Here is a 17847-nt window from a genome sequence, read left to right as displayed (position 1 = left end):
TTTAGGGTGGTTTTAGCGGTGGGGCTCACCTGTTCCCATTCCGAACACAGAAGTTAAGCCCACCAGCGCCGATGGTACTGCGAATAGCGGGAGAGTAGGTCGCCGCCAGTTTTTTTATTAAAAGTCTCATACAGCAATGTGTGAGACTTTTTTCGTTTATACCATTCAAGATTCAAGATTCAAGATTCAAAGTTTAAGGTAAACAGCATACCCCAATAACAAAGAACCAGGGAAAAAGTAAAAAGAACCAACGAGAAAAGACCATGAGATTGAAGATTTAACGTTTAAAAATTTAACATTTAACATTAAATCACTTATTACCTATTATTTATTACCTGTCATTCATTACTCATAATTACGCTCATTAGGGTTCGATGGAATTTGGGATTAACATTCCACCGGGTTGTACCCGGTGCTATAGGATGGCGCCCCTTCAGGGCTTGCTTTAAAATATTATTCATATCTTATTCTAAAGGGATATAGGCATCGCATCAGGGGTTACTTAGATCAGGGAAAATTAGAAGTTTATAGAATTAGAGTCGGGATAAATAACATCTTAAAAGACTGTAATTTTATTGCTTATTACTCATAGTTTATTTTAATTCCGACTTCCGGCCGAAGAGTTATTTGTAACAGGCCAGTGCTGAAATACCGACAAACATCCTAGCCTCGATAGGAGCGGTTACCCCACAGCAGAGAATGGCGTGTTAAGCCTTACCCGGGACAAGCAACGGCGCGAGGAGTAAGAGCGGATAGCGAGAATAAGCTCCTGGAAAATGGATTCAATTATGTTATTTTTATTCTTAAAAGTTAAAATAGACTAAATCTCTTATTAATCGAAAATTTATGTTGTAACTTTATGTTTATGAAAGAGCATATTGTAAGAGGTTTTAGGTTTGGCAATTATAATCCGCCGGAGATGTCTGTATTTGACAGGCTGCTGGAAATCTTTACGGATTTATTGACTCATACTTCGGGAGATTTCGATGAAGCTATTGACTGGTTGAGAATGCTGGATGAAGAATATGAACTCACTACTCCTGATTATACCATTGATGATTTTATAGAAGATCTTAAGAAGAAACGCTATATTCGTGAAGAAGTTGATCCCAACGGAAATGGAAGCGGTGTGAGACTCAGTGCTAAAATGGAACAAAATATCCGGAAACAGGCACTTAAACAGATATTCGGTAACCTTGAAAAAAGTGGAACCGGTAATCATAAAACAATTAAAAGCGGAGTAGGAGAGGATAATACCGGTGAATTGCGCAATTACAATTTTGGTGATCCAGTGGAAAAGATCTCCATTACAGAGAGCTTGAAAAATGCCCAGATTAATAATGGAATTGGAGATTTTGATCTCACAGAAAGTGATCTTGTTGTGGAAGACAGTATTCATCAATCTCAAATGAGTACTGTTTTAATGATTGATATCAGCCACAGTATGATTTTATATGGTGAAGATCGTATCACTCCTGCAAAAAAGGTGGCTATGGCCCTTGCTGAGCTTATTACAACTCGTTATCCAAAAGATACACTGGATATAATTGTCTTTGGAGATGATGCCTGGCCGGTGAAAATTCAGGAGCTTCCTTATCTACAGGTTGGTCCTTATCATACAAATACGGTTGCAGGACTTCAGTTAGCGATGGACATATTACGCCGCAAACGAAATACCAATAAACAGATTTTCATGATCACCGATGGAAAGCCGAGCTGTGTAAGAGAATCTGACGGAACTTATTATATGAATTCTTATGGACTGGATGAATATGTAGTCCAAAAATGTTATAATATGGCTTCACAGGCTCGTAGGCTTCATATTCCGATTACTACTTTTATGATCGCTCAGGATTCTTATCTTCAACAATTTATCAGAGAATTTACAGAAGCCAATCAAGGTAAGGCATTTTATACGGGTCTTAACGGTTTAGGGCAAATGATCTTTGAAGATTATGAAACAAATCGTAAGAAAAGAATACGTTAATTCATTAAGTCTTAATTGACTTTAATTATAATACATAATCATATTTAAATACAATGACTGCAAAGCCAGATTTAAAAACACTAGGTTCATTAAAATCATCAGGATATAAAATTAAAAGTATAAAAGACGAATTAAGAGATAATTTAATCAATAAAATTCGTAGTAAAGAGAATGTCTTTGAAGGCATCTTCGGATATGAAAACACTGTTATTCCCCAGTTAGAGCATGCTATTCTTAGTAGGCATAATATTAATTTGTTAGGCTTAAGAGGTCAGGCAAAAACCAGGCTGGCAAGAATGATGACCAGTTTACTGGATGAATGGATTCCTTTTATAAGTGGCAGTGAAATCAATGATGATCCATATCATCCGATTTCACGATATGCAAAAGAACTTATCGAAGCAGAAGGTGACAATACACCTATAGAATGGTTGCACCGTGATGACAGATTCTTTGAAAAGCTTGCTACTCCGGATGTGACAGTTGCCGATCTTATTGGCGATGTAGACCCTATAAAAGCAGCAAACCTTAAGCTTTCTTATGCCGATGACAGGGTAATTCATTTCGGAATGATTCCGAGGGCGAACCGATGTATTTTTGTTATTAATGAATTACCGGACCTTCAGGCGAGAATTCAGGTTTCGTTATTTAATATATTACAAGAAGGAGACGTCCAGATCCGTGGATTTAAGGTGAGGATGCCTTTGGATATACAATTTGTTTTCACGGCCAATCCTGAAGATTATACTAACAGAGGAAGTATTGTTACACCACTAAAAGACAGGATTGGATCACAGATTCTGACCCATTATCCGGAAAATATTCATATTGCTAAAGAAATCACGAAATACGAATCCAGCTTAGATAAAAGACAGGAAAAAGGAATATATGTCCCGGATCTAGCAAAAGATCTTCTGGAGCAGATCGGATTTGAAGCCCGCGACAGCGAGTTTGTAGATTATAAAAGCGGTGTAAGTGCCCGTATGAGCATTACAGCATTTGAAAATCTTCTGAGTACGGCAGAAAGAAGATCACTTTTGTCAGGAGATGAGAAAACTTCTGTGCGGTTAAGTGATTTCATGGGAGTTATCCCTGCTGTTACCGGAAAAGTAGAATTGGTTTACGAAGGTGAGCAGGAAGGGTCAGAAGCCGTTGCCCAGATTCTTATTGATAATGCGATAAAAACATTGTTCACTACTTATTTCCCAAAAGTGGAAAAGTTAGAAAAGAAAGATGTTGCCGGGCCTTTTCAGCAGATCACCGACTGGTTTCTGAAAGATGATGGCTTTATAGAAATCACCGATGAATCTTCGGATGAGTTCTATTCAAAGGCACTCAACAGAATTGGCGCACTCGATCAGATGATTGAAAAATACCAGCCGGATACAAAAAAAGAAGATCTTTTATTTATGAAAGAATTTATCCTTTGGGGCCTGGCTGCTAATAAAAAACTGAATAAGGAAAGATTCAGAACGGGAGTATTCTTTTCCTGATTAATTTTAATTTTTTAGGAGCTTTTTCCCGCTTTCCGCACTCGCTATTTTTGCTTATTCGGCTGCGGCGGCGAAGCCGCCGCAGCCGAATAAGCAAAAATGAGCTCAAACAAATGCTTCAATCAGGGCTAGGCTTGTAGTCGTAGATTTAAATATTGGTATTCACAAATTGTAATATTACATCTAGCCTCAAATAGAAAAAAATAAAAGATGTGGAGATATTCCGCATCTTTTTTATTTATAATCAAACATCAAACATCAAACATTAAACCTGTATCACTCCCAGATTGAATTTTTCAGTAATCGGAGAATGATTGGCGGCTTCAATTCCCATGGAAATCCATTTTCTTGTGTCTACAGGATTGATAATGGCATCTGTCCAAAGTCTTGCAGCTGCATAAGTAGCTTCCGTTTGCTTTTGATATTTTTTTGAAATGGAGTCTAAAATTTCATTGTGTTCCTCCTCAGAAATTTCTTTCCCTTGCTTTTTCAAAGTCGATTCCTGAATCTGGGCCAGTACTTTTGCTGCCTGTGCCCCACCCATTACCGCAAGATCTGCCCAAGGCCAGGCTACGATCAGCCTAGGGTCATATGCTTTCCCACACATAGCATAATTTCCGGCACCGTAAGAATTTCCGGTGATGATTGTAAATTTAGGAACGACAGAATTAGAAACGGCATTCACCATTTTGGCGCCGTCTTTTATAATTCCGCCATGCTCAGATTTTGAACCAACCATGAAACCTGTCACATCCTGTAAAAATACCAATGGAATCTTTCTTTGGTTGCAGTTTGCGATAAATCTTGTGGCTTTATCAGCAGAATCAGAATAAATTACTCCTCCGAACTGCATTTCGCCTTTTCCGTTTTTTACCAATTTCCGTTGGTTGGCAACAATTCCAACAGACCATCCGTCAATTCTGGCAGTAGCGCAGATAATACTCTTACCATAGTCAGGTTTATATTCTTCATATTCGGAATGATCAACCAAACATTTGATGATTTCATACGTATCATATTGCTCCGCTCTTGAAACCGGCATGATGCCGAAAATGTTTTCAGGCTTTTCTTTAGGTGGTGCACTTTCAATCCTGTCAAAACCAGCTTTCTCTGTACTTCCCAAAGATTTCATAATGTTTTTGATCCTGTTTAGAGCATCTTTATCATCTTTAGCCTTATAATCCGTAACCCCGGAAATCGAACAATGCGTTGTTGCTCCACCTAGGGTTTCGTTGTCAATACTCTCTCCAATAGCTGCTTTTACCAGATAACTTCCGGCAAGGAAAATAGAACCCGTCTTATCTACAATCATTGCTTCATCGCTCATAATAGGAAGATAAGCGCCTCCTGCCACACAACTTCCCATCACAGCAGAAATTTGGATAATTCCCGCAGCACTCATTTTAGCATTATTTCTGAAAATCCTGCCGAACATTTCCTTATCTGGGAAAATTTCGTCCTGCATTGGCAAATAAACTCCTGCAGAATCTACTAAATATATAATAGGAAGTCTGTTTTCCATGGCGATTTCCTGTGCCCTCAGATTTTTCTTTCCCGTAATCGGGAACCATGCTCCCGCTTTCACAGAAGCATCATTGGCCACAATGATACATTGTCTTCCTGAAACATAACCGATTTTTACAACAACTCCTCCGCTTGGACAGCCGCCGTGCTCTTCATACATCTCATATCCTGCAAAAGCACCGATTTCTATGGATTCAGAATCTTTATCAAGAAGATACTCAATTCTTTCTCTTGCTGTCATTTTACCCTCATCACGAAGCTTTTGTAGTCTTTTTTCTCCTCCGCCTTTTTTGATTTCAGAGAGCAAACGATTTATTTCTGATAATTTTAATCTGTTTTGATCTTCTCTTTTGTTGAATTCAATGTCCATAAAATCTCAATTTTTTCCTTTTAAAGATACTATTTTTTCAATGGAATGAAAATTGATGTAAACAATTGTTTAAGAAATTGGTTTTCAGAAATTTATGAAATTTTTAACAAAAAATATATTTTTTATGGTTCGTTATTTGCTAACTTTACCATAGAGAAAGTAAGAGTGAAATCTTACACTTCTCTAAGTTCCTAGTTTATTTTTTTAATAGTTTATTATTTGAAGGCCCTGAAAGTTGAACAAATTTTCAGGGTTTTTGTTTTGATACATTAATTTATTCTTATATAACAACTTATTTTCTTACAATCTTTAAAAATATAATGATTTAGCCATAATATTTTACACCATTGTGAAAGCGATTTGTAAATTTGCACAAAATATATAAAGAAGTAGGATATGCATAAATTGGCTCTTTTCAGGTTGCATTTGATTGTATTTTTATGGGGATTTACGGCAATTTTGGGAAAACTGATTCATGCAAATGCAGAAATTCTGGTTTTTTACAGAATGTTGTTTGCCGCGATCTGTCTTTTTATTTACATCAGAGTATTCAGAAAAGAAAGCATAAAAGTTTCAAAGAAAATCTTTTTTCAGCTTGCTGCTATTGGCTTTTCAATGGCTTTACACTGGTACTGCTTTTTTTATTCTATCAAAATCTCAAATGTTTCCATTGCATTGAGCTGTCTCTCCTTATCAACTTTGTTTGCCTCTATTTTAGAACCTGTAATTTTTAAAAGAAAGATTGATATTTCAGAAGTTATCATGGGCGTAGTGATTGTTGCCTGTATTTTACTGATATTCAAAACAGAATTCAAATTTAAAAAAGGAATCTTCTACGGAGTGCTTTGTGCGATTTTCGGGACCATATTTTCAGTATTCAATGGAAAGATGTTTGGTAAAACAAGTTCAGGAAATATTATTTTTTATGAAATATTTTGTGGATGGGGTATTTTAATGTTAATTTATTTGTTTACCGGACAAATTTTTCACATGAATGAAATAAGTTACCGTGATATTGCGTTAATATGCTTATTAGCAAGTGTTTTCACCGCTTTTCCGATGTTGGAATCGGTAAATCTGATGAAATATATTTCGCCTTTCACTCTAATTTTAACAGTTAATTTAGAACCGGTTTACGGAATTATACTAGCTTTTTTTATCTTTGGAGAATCAGAACATATGAGCCCTGTTTTTTATGTGGCGTCAGGCGTTATGATATTGGCAATCATTGCCAATGGGTTAATAAAAGCTAAGAAACAAAAAACTTTAAATTAAGCATCAATTTATATGATGAAAAAATATCTTTTACTTGTATTTTCTCTGGTGTTCGGGATATCGCAATCACAGATCATCAGAAAGTATTCCAACGAATTCCTTAATATTGGTGCCGGTGCCAGAGGACTGGCAATGGGGGGAGCTGTAATTTCCAATCAGGACGATGTTTACTCCCCGATGTGGAACCCGGCAGGACTTATGGCCATTGAAAGAGATTGGCAGGGAGCCGCCATGCACGCCGAATATTTTGAATCGATCGCAAAATACGATTATCTCGCCTACGCCAAAGTATTGGAAACTGGTGTTTTCGGAGTTTCTGTGGTGAGATTGGGGGTTGATAACATCTTGAACACAACCCAATTAATCGATACAGAAGGAAATATTGATTACGATAAGATCACCAAATTCTCCCAGTCTGATTATGCAGCCATTCTCTCTTATGCATTCAATCCCGGAGGGAATACTAAACTGGATGTAGGGATCAATGCCAAAATTGTATATCGAAATGTGGGTAAATTTGCCAACGGATACGGATTCGGTTTTGATATTGGTGCGATCTATAAAATGGATAACGGCTGGAAATTGGGAGGTATGCTGAGAGATGCGACCACTACGGTCAATTTCTGGAGTGTTAATCAAAAAGAACTTTCCACCGTTGTAAACGGTGAAGAATTCAACCCTGCCCCAAAAGATAAAATGGAGCTTACCATGCCTAAGCTGAATGTGGGAGCAAGCAAATTGTTTGAAATCAATAGCAGTGTATATGTATTGCCGGAAGCGGGAATTAATGTAGATTTTGCAAAAACAGCAGCTTTGGTTTCCACAGATTTTGCGAGTTTAACACCTTACGCCGGTGCGGAATTAGGTTATCAGAAAATGATTTTTGTGAGACTTGGAGTCAACAGATTCCAGTCGATTACAGATATTGAAGATCTCAGACGAAAAGTTTCCTTTCAGCCTAGTGCCGGTATTGGGATCAAATACAGAGGTCTTACGTTGGATTATGCCATTACCAATTCGGGAATTGGCGGATCCAATTTCTACTCAAACTTCTTTTCCCTGAAACTGGATATGGGACAATTTAGAAATGATTAAATCAACGAAATGAAAAAATTATCATTTGTTATATTAACAGCATGCTCAATGCTTGCTTTCGGACAAAAAGTTTCCGACTATAAATATATTTCACTTCCGGCTAAGTTTGAAACTTTCAAGGAAGATTTCGGCTTGGCTGATCTGCTGACCAAGACTTTAAGAAGTAAGAATTATACAGTAATTCCCACGGATAAATTACAATGGCCGGCAGATGCACAGGCAAATCCCTGCAATGTTTTAATGGCAGCTGTATTAAACGACAGTGGTTTCCTTAGAAATAAAGTGATGCTTCAGTTTAAAGATTGCCATGATAAAGTTGTATCTTCTATAAAAGGTGCTTCCAATATCAAAGATTTTAAGGAAGGTTATCAGGATGCATTGAAACAGACTTTTATATCAATTTCTCCTTCAAATCCGGTTAATCAGACTAATACAATTGTTACTCAGACAAACATTACGGAGAAAGCAGTTTCGGCTCCTTCTAATACAGTTTCTTCGACAGCCATGGATAACAGTGCCGTTCGATTCAGCAATGGTAAAACGGAACTGCAGAAAATTCAGATCGATAATCAACAATTTATTTTAGTTGCTCAAAACAGTTCTTCACCTTTCGCTACTTTTAAGGCAACAACGAAAGCTGATGTATTCAGGGTAAAGCTGCAAAATGGGGAATCTACGTTAGGGTACTATGAGAATGGGAATATTGTTATAGAAATTCCACAGTCGAACGGAGAATACACTAAAGAGATATTTGCAAAGAGATAATTTCAGATACTGAAGAGGTTGGAAAATTTTCCAACCTTTTTTATTCATTGTTAAAAAACTCCCAAACAATCTTCGCTTTACTTTTTCCCAATATCTCCTCCAGCGTTTCCAGGCTTGATTCCTTAATCCTTTTCACAGATTTTAATTTCGATAAAAGCAATTCAATCGTCTTTCCTCCCACACCCGGAATTTCCTCAAGCTCAGATTTTATGGTTGAGTTCTTTCTTCTTGTTCTGTGATGTTTTACGCCAAACCGGTGGGCTTCGTCCCGAACCCTTTGCAAAATTTTTAAGGTTTCAGACTTTTTATCAAGATATAAAGGAATGGAATCTTCAGGAAAGAAAATTTCCTCCAATCTTTTCGCAATTCCCACAATGGTAATCTTCTCGTATAAGCCCAATAAGCGTAAGCTTTTTACTGCTGATGACAATTGTCCTTTTCCTCCATCAATAAGGATCAGTTGTGGTAAGCTTTCTCCCTCATCCAACATTCTTTTATATCGGCGGTAGATCACTTCTTCCATCGTTGCAAAGTCATTCGGTCCTTCCACGGTTTTTGGGTGGAATATTCTGTAGTCGGCTTTACTCGGTTTTCCATCTTTAAAAACAACACAGGCAGAAACAGGATTGGTACCCTGAATATTGGAGTTGTCAAAGCCTTCGATATGGCGGGGTTCTACCGGCATTCTCAATAACTTCTGCATCTCTGCCATAATACGGTTGGTATGCCTTTCCGGATCTACGATCTGCACCTGCTTCAGTTTTTCCAGACGGTATTCTTTTGCATTCTTTTCAGAAAGTTCAACAATACGTTTTTTATCTCCTACTTTAGGTACGATCAGTTTTACATTTGGGATTTCAATAGGCAAATGGAACGGCAGCAGTACCTCTTTAGAATTCGAATCAAACTTTTGACGGATCTCTATTAAAGCCTCTTCCATGATTTCCTCATCGGTTTCCTCAAGAATCTTTTTGATCTCTGTGGTAAAACTCTGGATGATATTTCCGTTCCTGATTTTAAAGAAGTTCACGTAAGCTGCCGTTTCGTCACTGGTCATTCCGAAAACATCCACATCATCAATACTTGGGTTTACGACAGTATTTTTTGCCTGGTAATCTTCCAGTGCATCAAGTCTTTCCTTTACGATCTGTGCATTTTCAAACTTCAGGTTTTGGGCATATTTCATCATCTGGTTTATCAGATATTCTTTTGCTTTCCGGAAATCTCCTTTAATAATTCCGCGGATGGCATCAATCTTCTCATCATAATCTTCCTTGCTTTCCAGGCCTTCACATGGTCCTTCGCAGTTTTTAATATGATATTCCAGGCAAACCTTATATTTTCCTTCTTCAATCTTAGCAGGAGCAAGATTCAGGTTACAGGTTCTGAGCTTATAAATATGTTTAATGGTATCAAGTAAGATCTTTGCCGGTCGCACTTTGGCGTATGGTCCATAATATTCAGAACCATCTTTTATTTTGGTTCTCGTCAGAAATATTCTCGGGAAATCTTCATTTTTGATGCAGATCCAGGGATATGTTTTATCATCCTTCAACATTACGTTGTAGAAGGGCTGATGTTCCTTGATCAGATTATTCTCCAGTAACAGAGCGTCATATTCGCTGTTGACAATGGTCGTTTCCAGGCGCTGAATTTTTCCCACCATGATCCGGGTTCTGTATCCGGAAAGATTTTTATTGAAATAAGAAAGTACTCTTTTCTTCAGATTTTTTGCCTTACCCACATACAAAAGCTGATCGTTTTTATCATAATAACGATAAACGCCAGGTTCAGATGGTAAAGTTTTCAGCTGTAATTCTAGAGAAGGATTCATATAACAAATTTAAGGAATTTAAAGCCATAAAAAAAGCTGGAGAACTACCACAGTTTCAGAAGCATTTATTGGTAAACTGCTACATTGGTATATTGTTACATTAATTTAAACAAATGATAGCTTTAATCGCATTTTATCTAAATGAAATCTATCCGGATAAAATTGAAGGATTTAAACTTAAATAATACTGATGTAATGTATTGATTATCAGTGATGCTTGTCGTTGCAGGAAAACCTCTCGACGTTTTGGACAAAACCTTTCGACGTTTCAGGCAAAACCTTTCGACGTTTTACTTAAAAGGTCTCGACGTTTTAGATAAAAGATGCTGACGTTTGTATAAAACCTGCTCGCTTATATAAATTGAATGAAAATGCCACCTTGATAAAGGCGGCACCATTTAATATTTTACTGGTTAAACTAAATTTACCATAAAGAGAAAAAGACTGTTTTTAATGCTATTGTTGGATAAAAAAGTTCTTAAATGAATAAAAAATCAAAGATTTTTAAAGACTATTGTGTTCTTTATTCTCATGCTGATTAACTTTAATTAAAGTATCTAAATCTTTTGCATCTTTTGTGGTTAAAAAAGTTTAACCTTCTTTCAATAACTATCCGTTAGTCATCTGCGTATATTCATTCACCAGGAAACTGAAATAATCCCATTCCACCGATTTTTTCGGATATTTTTTCATGAATTCAGCGTTGTCTCCGAAAAGAAAATCATAATTGTCTTCAAAGTCATCTTTATGAAGCCAAAGTACTTTATCTCCTTTCTTTACGTAGAATGATTTGATAACTCCACCGCCCAGCTGAGGCCCGTATCCGAAAGAGACACCTCCTGTTTCCTTTGCCCTCGGATCATGATAAACGGAAATAATATCGTCGAACCCAGGATTGATCACCTGCATAAGGAATTCTTTGTCATCTTTTTTGTTCTTTAAAGAAACCGTTTGATTCACAAAATAAATTCTGTCATTGTTGGCTGTTTTAGACAGTTTTCTCGTGCTATAGTTTCTGATGTTGCCCATATATTTAGCTACTTTAGCCATTTTCTCAGCATTACTTGGGTAGATGTACATTTCTGCGATCTGGTCTGCTTCAAAAGTCTGGCTTTTTTTCGTGATGCTGTCTTTAAGAACAACCTCAAAAATCTGCCCTTTTTTAGTGTCTGTCTTACTGCAGAACCCTTTGTGGGTGCTTCCGTCTTTCAAAATAACGGTAGATGTTTTCTTGGGAGATGGTGTATTAAAACCTTCATTGAAAAGGTATTGTTCCATCTTTTTGATTTCTTCTTTGGTGTATTTTACTTTCTGTGCGAAAGATGCCGTACCTGCCAAAACTAATGCAAGCATCAAAGTTTTAAGTTTCATAAGGATATTAATTTTTTTATTTCGGTGGTAAAAATAGGAAATTAATCTGCTTGTTTTCAGAAAATGTTCATCGTGGAAAATTAGTTTTCGCAATTATCGCCAAATGTGTAATTTTAGGACAAAATTTAGAGAATGATATACGGTGTAGATGTTTTGAGTTTCCATGATGTTTTGGAGATCTGTAAAACTCCCAATAAAGCTAAACTTAATAAAGCAGCCAAAGAACAGATTTTAAAATCACAGGAAAACGTTCAGAAAATTGTAGAGTCAGACCGTTGTGTTTATGGAATCAACACAGGATTTGGACCTCTTTGCGATACAAAAATTTCAGCGGATGAAACGGCACTTTTGCAGTACAACCTGATTATTTCGCATGCGGTAGGTGTTGGAAAACCTATTGATAAAGAACTTTCGAAGATTATGATGATCGCTAAAGTACATGCATTGTCGAAAGGATTTTCCGGAGTTTCTCTGGAAGTGATCGAAAGAATGATCCTGATGCTGGAAAAAGATATTATTCCCGTGGTTCCTGAACAGGGATCTGTAGGAGCTTCCGGTGACCTCGCACCACTGGCACATTTGGTATTGCCACTCTTAGGACTAGGAAAAGTATGGGTTGGAAACGAGATTTTCAATACGGCAGAAGTATTGGAAAAGAACGATCTTTTACCATTGTCATTAGGTCCAAAAGAGGGGTTGGGATTAATCAACGGAACACAGTTTATCCTTTCCCACGCCATCAAAGGCCTTGAGAAATTTGAGTACTTACTGGATCTTGCAGATATGACGGCTGCCATGAGCCTGGAAGCGTACAGAGGTTCTGCCAGTCCGTTCAGGAAAGAGCTGCACGACATCAGACCTTTTGAAGGAAGCAAAAAAGTAGCTGCCAGAATGCTGAAGTTTTTAAAAGGTTCGGAAAACCTGCAGGCTCACGAAGATTGCGAAAGAGTTCAGGATCCGTATTCGATGAGATGTGTTCCGCAGGTGCATGGCGCAAGCAGAAATGCATTTGAACATCTTAAAATGATGGCCGAAACAGAGCTGAATTCCGTAACCGACAATCCGATCGTATTAAGTGCCGAAGAATCTATTTCAGGAGGAAACTTCCACGGACAGCTGATGGCCCTTCCATTGGATTATGCAACTTTGGCTGCGGCTGAGCTTGGTAATATTTCTGACCGAAGAAGTTATTTATTATTAGAAGGAAAATACGGATTACCAAGATTGTTAACAGAAAGCTCAGGATTAAATTCCGGATTTATGATTCCGCAATATACCTCAGCGGCATTGGTTACTGAGAATAAAACATTGTGTTTCCCGGCTTCTGCGGATTCCATACCGACGAGTCTTGGGCAGGAAGATCACGTTTCCATGGGAAGTATCTCGGGACGTAAGTTTAATCAGGTGCTTGGAAATCTGGTAAATATTTTAGCGGTAGAATTAATGTTTGCTGCGCAGGGATTAGAGTTCAGAAGACCTTCGAAATGTTCAAAGATTATTGAAGAAAATTATGCAATTCTTCGCTCTAAAGTGGCTAAGCTTGAAGACGACCGACTTATCGGTGAAGATATGCTTGCGATTGCAGAATTGATTAATGAAAGAAAATTTGTAGTGAATTAATCTAACGAAATAAAATTAAGGCTTCCAGAAATGAAAGCCTTTTTTATTGCTAAGCCTGTTTAAGCTTTTTAAACACGTGAGTCACATTAGATTAAAGGATAAAGCTTTGCGTATTAGAACACATAAGTTTTTAAAAATTTTCGATTTTACTCTTTTGAAAACATTGAATATTCTAATCATAGCATTATTATCTTTTGTAACTTTTGTGGTTAATTCCGATATTGGTTTAAAAGGTTTATTAATAAACGTGTCAATAAATAGATCAAATTAATCATGATGATTTTAAAAAGAACAGATTCTACCAATAAAGATTTTCAAAGTCTGGTAAAACTCTTAGATGCAGATCTTGCGGTTCGTAATGGTGAAGCTCAGGCGTTCTTCGATCAGTTTAATAAACTTGATACAATTAAAAATTGTATTGTTGTTTATATTAATGAAGTTCCTGCGGCCTGTGGAGCATTCAAGAAGTTTGATGAAGAGACGATAGAGATAAAAAGGATGTATACCCACCCGGATTTCAGAAAAAGAGGTTTGGCGACAACTATAGTGGAAGAGCTTGAAACATGGGGGAAAGAATTAAACTATACAAAAGCCGTTCTTGAAACATCGCTGGGACAGAACGAAGCACTCTCGGTATATGAGAAAAGTGGTTATGTGAGAATTCCAAATTATGGGCAATACATAGGCATTGATAAGAGCGTCTGTTACGAGAAAGTTCTATAAATTTCTTTTGAATATTATTATAAGCATAATAAAAGTTTAGTAGAACATTGTCTTTAAGGTTCTGTAATTCAATGTAAAATGATATCTTGGTTTTACCAATCAAATATTATTTTATATGAAGAAACATGTATTTTACGTACTTATGCTGTTCTTTGTTGTAACGGCATGTAACAGGGATGAACTTCAGAATTCAGCCTCAAATATGGAGATTGTTCAGAAAGATCCTTTATCGGCAAGACAGATCAATGAGAAAATTAAAGCAACCATTAAAACCAAAGGAAGGTTTTCATGGAAAGAATCATCCGATCATTTTGTGTGGAGCGCTATTTTTCAGGGAAATAAAATTGCCTCTATCGGTTTCGGATCTTCTTTTGACAGAAATCTTACACCCGACAGCAAAGCGACAGAAGCGGAGATTTTAAAAGTAATCGAGCATTATGAAGGAAAAAATGACAGAATTCTCCTTTCATCTGATCAGTATCTCAACCAGATGGATGTTGCGATTGAAAAGCAGGAAACCATAATTGCGCTTCGCAAAATGAAAAACATCCGGTATGTGGAGCCTGCAGATTACCGGTATTTTGAAAATGAAAAACAATTTGGCAATGCAGCAAAATCAAGCAGCTCGTCATCCGGTTGCGGATTTGAATCTACGGCTTTAAATGCAGCTGATTATACAACAGTCTCTCCCAATGCAAAAGCGCCGTGGTCATTTACAAAGCACAATATTATCAGTGCCTGGAACTACAGTACCGGCGCGGGAATTACCATCGGTGTCATCGACAGCGGGGTTTCTTCTGAACAGTCTTTATTAGGATCTTCTTTCAATAACGGACTTTCTTCAGGAAGAAGCATCAGTAAAAACGGAGTATATGTAGATTCTGTATGGCCCTGGAGTTCGGGATATGATGGCTCTGCAGACAAGTGCGGTCATGGGACAAGTATGGCTTCTGCGTTGGCCGCCCCAAGAAATAATATGGGACAGCCTGTCGGTATTGCCTATAATGCCAATCTGGTAACGTACAGAGCAGCATCTAACGTCGTTCTGGACGGTTATCATGAACAAAACGGAGTGAAGATTGCGTTTACTGAATTAGGAAACAATAATAATGTAAAGATCATCTCCATGTCGATGGGACATATTTTTTCAGTGGGTAAAATTGAAGACGGAGTGAAATATGCCTATTCGAAAGGCAAACTGATCTTCTGTGCGGGAGGAACTTCCACCAGCTTTACGAACTTTGTTGGAGTAATTTTTCCTGCGTGGATGCCCGAAACACAGGCAATCACAGGAGTAAAGGAAAATACAGCCAATCAGAAGTGTGATGTCTGCCATTCCGGTGACGAGATTGATTTTACATACCAGATGGAAAGAGCTTCAGGAAGTAATATTCCTGTACTGAGCTATTACAACGGACAAACCGATTATGTAGGAGGTTCTTCTGTTGCCACTGCATCCACGGCGGGGATTGCCGCTTTGGTATGGGCTAAAAATCCGTCATGGACGAGAGATCAGGTGCTGAATAAAATGAGACAGTCGGCAACCTATTATCCGACTCCGAATTCCAGTTACGGATACGGTAATATCAATGTATTGCAGGCTGTACAGTAATCATTAAATAATTAAAGACGGTAATAGTACGATTTAATCTCCCAGCTGATAATCCAGAGGAAGCATATTTTCAATCTTATTTTTTGTAAATTCTCCTTCGGTGATCAGCAAATCAGGAGTTGTAATATTACCGTCTTTTGATACTTCAAATGTTTCCCCTTCAGGATGAAGAAATGAAGTCTGAACCACGGGGATTTTACCTTTAACAAAATCTTTTCCCTTAAGCTCATAATCGTATTTCTTATAATTTACCTGCAATATATCTTTGAAAGAGAACAGAACTTCATCATTATTCCTTTTTACATAATCAGAATCAGGAATCAACGTTTTCACAATCGCAAGAGAATACTGATTTTCTCTTCTTTTTCTTTCGGCAATATCTCGGATGTTGTCAGGGAAATTGATCACTTTTGTATTTTTCACAACCGCCATATAATCTTTCAACGTATTCAGTTCTTCTTCCGATGGATACTTTGGATTGGGAACTTTTATGACATGATTTACGATAAATTGATCAGCAGCTACCTTATTATTGTAAATACTTCTGAAAAAGTGAAGCAGACTGCCGTCATAGGCATTCATCCTGTTGAGCCTCGTTTTGTTATTGTTTTTTGTTTCTTTAAAAAGGCTCGTCCCTGAACAGTTGATAATTTTAGTATTAAAATCTGAGGAAAAATTCACAAGGTTATATTCAATTTCGTAACCAAGATTTTTGTTTTCAATGATTAATGTTTTGGGAGCCTTTACTTTCAGGATTTTGTTTTTTTTATCAAAGGAAAACTTCAGGGAGCGCTGGTTTTTAATTTTTACATTTTGCTTGTCATACCCGATAAAACTATCAAGGAAATAATTAATATAATTTTTGTAAGCCTCTTCGGTATAAGGAACGATGGTTACCTCTTCAATATCGTTGCTTTTAAGAAGGACAACTTTAAGGGTTTTATTGGCAACCTCAGAAACCGGTGTTGCAAAAGTTTCATAATTTTCTTTTCTGAAAATAACATTTCCCAAATTTTTACCGGAAACATTTAACGTAAAGCTCCCATCTTCACCGGAAACCGTTCCTGTTTTGGTTCCGTCGATATAGATATTCACATTCCCGATTTTCATTCCGGCGTCATTCACAACAGTTCCTTTAATCATTTGGGCAAATGAAAAGCAGAAAGGAAGTAATAGTAAGAGTAATACGATTGATTTTTTCATGGTAAACAATATTACTAAATTTTTAGTGATAAAAAAAGTTGCTGTTATACAAGTGTAATGAATCAAACAATATCAAATGAGGTAGTATGAGTATCAAGGTAAGTAAAGCGTTACCAAAGGTAAGTAGAGCATTACCAGAGGTAAGTAGAGCATTACCAAAGGTAAGTAGAGCGTTACCATAGTGAAGTAGACTGTTACCAAAGGTAAGTAGACTGTTACCATAGTGAAGTAGACTGTTACCATAGTGAAGTAGACTGTTACCAAAGGTAAGTAGAGCATTACCAGAGGTAAGTAAAGCGTTACCATAGTGAAGTAGACTGTTACCAAAGGTAAGTAGAGCGTTACCAGAGGTAGGTAAAGCGTTACCAGAGGTAAGTAAAGCAATACTCAAGGTAAGCAGGTCAAGTACATTGATTTGAGAATTGCTTAAAATCTGAGTTTTTTAAGCTAAAGAACCTGAACAGGCTCTAAGTAATTATACGTATTCCGAAAAATGAGTAAATGTACTCTACAAAATCTTCTTTATCTAAAGTAGCTTTGTCATGTGATCACAACAATACATTTTGATCAGGGTCGTAAGGTCAGGAGCAATATGTATTAAAAAACTTATAACTATGGAGCCAGAAACCATTCAAACGGGGCGTATCCGAAAAGCCATAAGAGTAGGAAACAAAAATATTAATCATGACAGAACAACAAGAAACATTAGTAGGAGGGTGGACAAGATTTCACGCAGTTACTCCTGAAGATCAAAAAGTATTCAACGAAGCAATGGAAGGATTCGTAGGGGTAAAATATACACCTCTTGAAGTATCAACACAAGTGGTAAACGGTACCAACTACCGTTTCAAATGTGATGCTTCTGTACCACCTGCAGATGTGGTTTGGCAGGCAATTGTGGAAATTTACCAGCCAACTCAGGGTAAACCACACGTTACTGCTATCACAAGAATCTAGCAACTTTATGCATATCTT

General features: G+C 37.2%; 13 protein-coding genes and 1 rRNA gene. 10 read left to right on the top strand and 4 right to left on the bottom strand.

Annotated elements, in window-relative coordinates; translation table 11 throughout:
• The first annotated feature begins 2 nt into the window (after nucleotides 1-2).
• The 3 genes from rrf to BMW64_RS19870 all read left to right on the top strand — a co-directional run bounded on the left by rrf (nucleotide 3) and on the right by BMW64_RS19870 (nucleotide 3480).
• Nucleotides 3-111, top strand: a 5S ribosomal RNA gene (gene rrf / locus BMW64_RS19880).
• A gap of 754 nt (nucleotides 112-865) precedes the next feature.
• On the top strand, nucleotides 866-1987 hold the full coding sequence (locus tag BMW64_RS19875) for a vWA domain-containing protein (protein WP_090002372.1): 1122 nt from the start codon (nucleotides 866-868) through the stop codon (nucleotides 1985-1987).
• Nucleotides 1988-2040: 53 nt separating this feature from the next.
• Nucleotides 2041-3480 (top strand): AAA family ATPase, encoded by a 1440-nt coding sequence (locus BMW64_RS19870; protein ID WP_090002370.1) that lies wholly within the window; start codon nucleotides 2041-2043, stop codon nucleotides 3478-3480.
• A gap of 265 nt (nucleotides 3481-3745) precedes the next feature.
• On the opposite strand, the gene BMW64_RS19865 is transcribed toward BMW64_RS19870, so the two are convergent.
• Nucleotides 3746-5374, bottom strand: coding sequence for an acyl-CoA carboxylase subunit beta (locus BMW64_RS19865; protein ID WP_090002369.1), 1629 nt, complete (start codon nucleotides 5372-5374; stop codon nucleotides 3746-3748).
• 396 nt (nucleotides 5375-5770) lie between these two features.
• Between BMW64_RS19865 and BMW64_RS19860 the strand changes: the two genes are divergently transcribed.
• Genes BMW64_RS19860 through BMW64_RS19850 form a run of 3 tightly spaced genes read left to right on the top strand, consistent with a single transcriptional unit; the run spans nucleotide 5771 to nucleotide 8509 of the window.
• The gene (locus BMW64_RS19860) at nucleotides 5771-6649 is read left to right on the top strand and encodes a DMT family transporter (RefSeq protein WP_090002367.1); all 879 of its coding nucleotides are present in this window, start codon (nucleotides 5771-5773) and stop codon (nucleotides 6647-6649) included.
• Between the two features lie 15 nt (nucleotides 6650-6664).
• The gene (locus BMW64_RS19855) at nucleotides 6665-7744 is read left to right on the top strand and encodes a putative type IX sorting system protein PorV2 (RefSeq protein ID WP_446681780.1); all 1080 of its coding nucleotides are present in this window, start codon (nucleotides 6665-6667) and stop codon (nucleotides 7742-7744) included.
• Nucleotides 7745-7753: 9 nt separating this feature from the next.
• Complete coding sequence (locus BMW64_RS19850; protein ID WP_090002363.1) at nucleotides 7754-8509, top strand: hypothetical protein; 756 nt, start codon at nucleotides 7754-7756, stop codon at nucleotides 8507-8509.
• 40 nt (nucleotides 8510-8549) lie between these two features.
• On the opposite strand, the gene uvrC is transcribed toward BMW64_RS19850, so the two are convergent.
• On the bottom strand, nucleotides 8550-10343 hold the full coding sequence (uvrC, locus tag BMW64_RS19845; RefSeq protein ID WP_090002361.1) for an excinuclease ABC subunit UvrC: 1794 nt from the start codon (nucleotides 10341-10343) through the stop codon (nucleotides 8550-8552).
• A gap of 609 nt (nucleotides 10344-10952) precedes the next feature.
• On the bottom strand, nucleotides 10953-11714 hold the full coding sequence (locus BMW64_RS19840) for a hypothetical protein (RefSeq protein WP_090002378.1): 762 nt from the start codon (nucleotides 11712-11714) through the stop codon (nucleotides 10953-10955).
• 132 nt (nucleotides 11715-11846) lie between these two features.
• On the opposite strand from BMW64_RS19840, the gene hutH reads away from it, so the two are divergent.
• The 3 genes from hutH (at nucleotide 11847) to BMW64_RS19825 (ending at nucleotide 15669) form a co-directional block, all read left to right on the top strand.
• A complete protein-coding gene (gene hutH / locus BMW64_RS19835; RefSeq protein ID WP_090002358.1) occupies nucleotides 11847-13334 on the top strand; it encodes a histidine ammonia-lyase in 1488 nt (495 codons plus the stop codon).
• Nucleotides 13335-13607: 273 nt separating this feature from the next.
• Nucleotides 13608-14057: a GNAT family N-acetyltransferase gene (locus BMW64_RS19830; protein ID WP_317048331.1), complete on the top strand. Its 450-nt coding sequence runs from the start codon at nucleotides 13608-13610 to the stop codon at nucleotides 14055-14057.
• A gap of 115 nt (nucleotides 14058-14172) precedes the next feature.
• Nucleotides 14173-15669 carry a S8 family peptidase gene (locus BMW64_RS19825; RefSeq protein WP_090002356.1) on the top strand — a complete coding sequence of 499 codons (1497 nt, stop codon included), beginning with the start codon at nucleotides 14173-14175 and terminating at the stop codon, nucleotides 15667-15669.
• Nucleotides 15670-15702: 33 nt separating this feature from the next.
• Here BMW64_RS19825 and BMW64_RS19820 read toward each other — a convergent pair whose 3' ends face one another.
• Nucleotides 15703-16872 carry a carboxypeptidase-like regulatory domain-containing protein gene (locus BMW64_RS19820; protein WP_143052743.1) on the bottom strand — a complete coding sequence of 390 codons (1170 nt, stop codon included), beginning with the start codon at nucleotides 16870-16872 and terminating at the stop codon, nucleotides 15703-15705.
• A 684-nt stretch (nucleotides 16873-17556) separates the two neighbouring features.
• Between BMW64_RS19820 and BMW64_RS19815 the strand changes: the two genes are divergently transcribed.
• Entirely contained in the window at nucleotides 17557-17829 is a 273-nt protein-coding gene (locus BMW64_RS19815) for a hypothetical protein (RefSeq protein WP_090002351.1), read from the top strand.
• Nucleotides 17830-17847: the final 18 nt, after the last annotated feature.

This window comes from Chryseobacterium taichungense, assembly GCF_900109935.1.
In the GTDB taxonomy this organism is placed as follows: domain Bacteria; phylum Bacteroidota; class Bacteroidia; order Flavobacteriales; family Weeksellaceae; genus Chryseobacterium; species Chryseobacterium taichungense.
The sequence above is the reverse complement of the archived record's forward strand: the minus strand, read 5'-3'. Positions and strand labels throughout refer to the sequence as shown.

What these genes read in the sequence shown, in the direction of transcription:
- BMW64_RS19875 (WP_090002372.1), top strand. Translation starts at nt 866, where the DNA reads ATGAAAGAGCATATTGTAAGAGGTTTTAGGTTTGGCAATTATAATCCG.
- BMW64_RS19870 (WP_090002370.1), top strand. Translation starts at nt 2,041, where the DNA reads ATGACTGCAAAGCCAGATTTAAAAACACTAGGTTCATTAAAATCATCA.
- BMW64_RS19865 (WP_090002369.1), bottom strand. Translation starts at nt 5,374, where the DNA reads ATGGACATTGAATTCAACAAAAGAGAAGATCAAAACAGATTAAAATTA.
- BMW64_RS19860 (WP_090002367.1), top strand. Translation starts at nt 5,771, where the DNA reads ATGCATAAATTGGCTCTTTTCAGGTTGCATTTGATTGTATTTTTATGG.
- BMW64_RS19855 (WP_446681780.1), top strand. Translation starts at nt 6,665, where the DNA reads ATGAAAAAATATCTTTTACTTGTATTTTCTCTGGTGTTCGGGATATCG.
- BMW64_RS19850 (WP_090002363.1), top strand. Translation starts at nt 7,754, where the DNA reads ATGAAAAAATTATCATTTGTTATATTAACAGCATGCTCAATGCTTGCT.
- uvrC (WP_090002361.1), bottom strand. Translation starts at nt 10,343, where the DNA reads ATGAATCCTTCTCTAGAATTACAGCTGAAAACTTTACCATCTGAACCT.
- BMW64_RS19840 (WP_090002378.1), bottom strand. Translation starts at nt 11,714, where the DNA reads ATGAAACTTAAAACTTTGATGCTTGCATTAGTTTTGGCAGGTACGGCA.
- hutH (WP_090002358.1), top strand. Translation starts at nt 11,847, where the DNA reads ATGATATACGGTGTAGATGTTTTGAGTTTCCATGATGTTTTGGAGATC.
- BMW64_RS19830 (WP_317048331.1), top strand. Translation starts at nt 13,608, where the DNA reads ATGATGATTTTAAAAAGAACAGATTCTACCAATAAAGATTTTCAAAGT.
- BMW64_RS19825 (WP_090002356.1), top strand. Translation starts at nt 14,173, where the DNA reads ATGAAGAAACATGTATTTTACGTACTTATGCTGTTCTTTGTTGTAACG.
- BMW64_RS19820 (WP_143052743.1), bottom strand. Translation starts at nt 16,872, where the DNA reads ATGAAAAAATCAATCGTATTACTCTTACTATTACTTCCTTTCTGCTTT.
- BMW64_RS19815 (WP_090002351.1), top strand. Translation starts at nt 17,557, where the DNA reads ATGACAGAACAACAAGAAACATTAGTAGGAGGGTGGACAAGATTTCAC.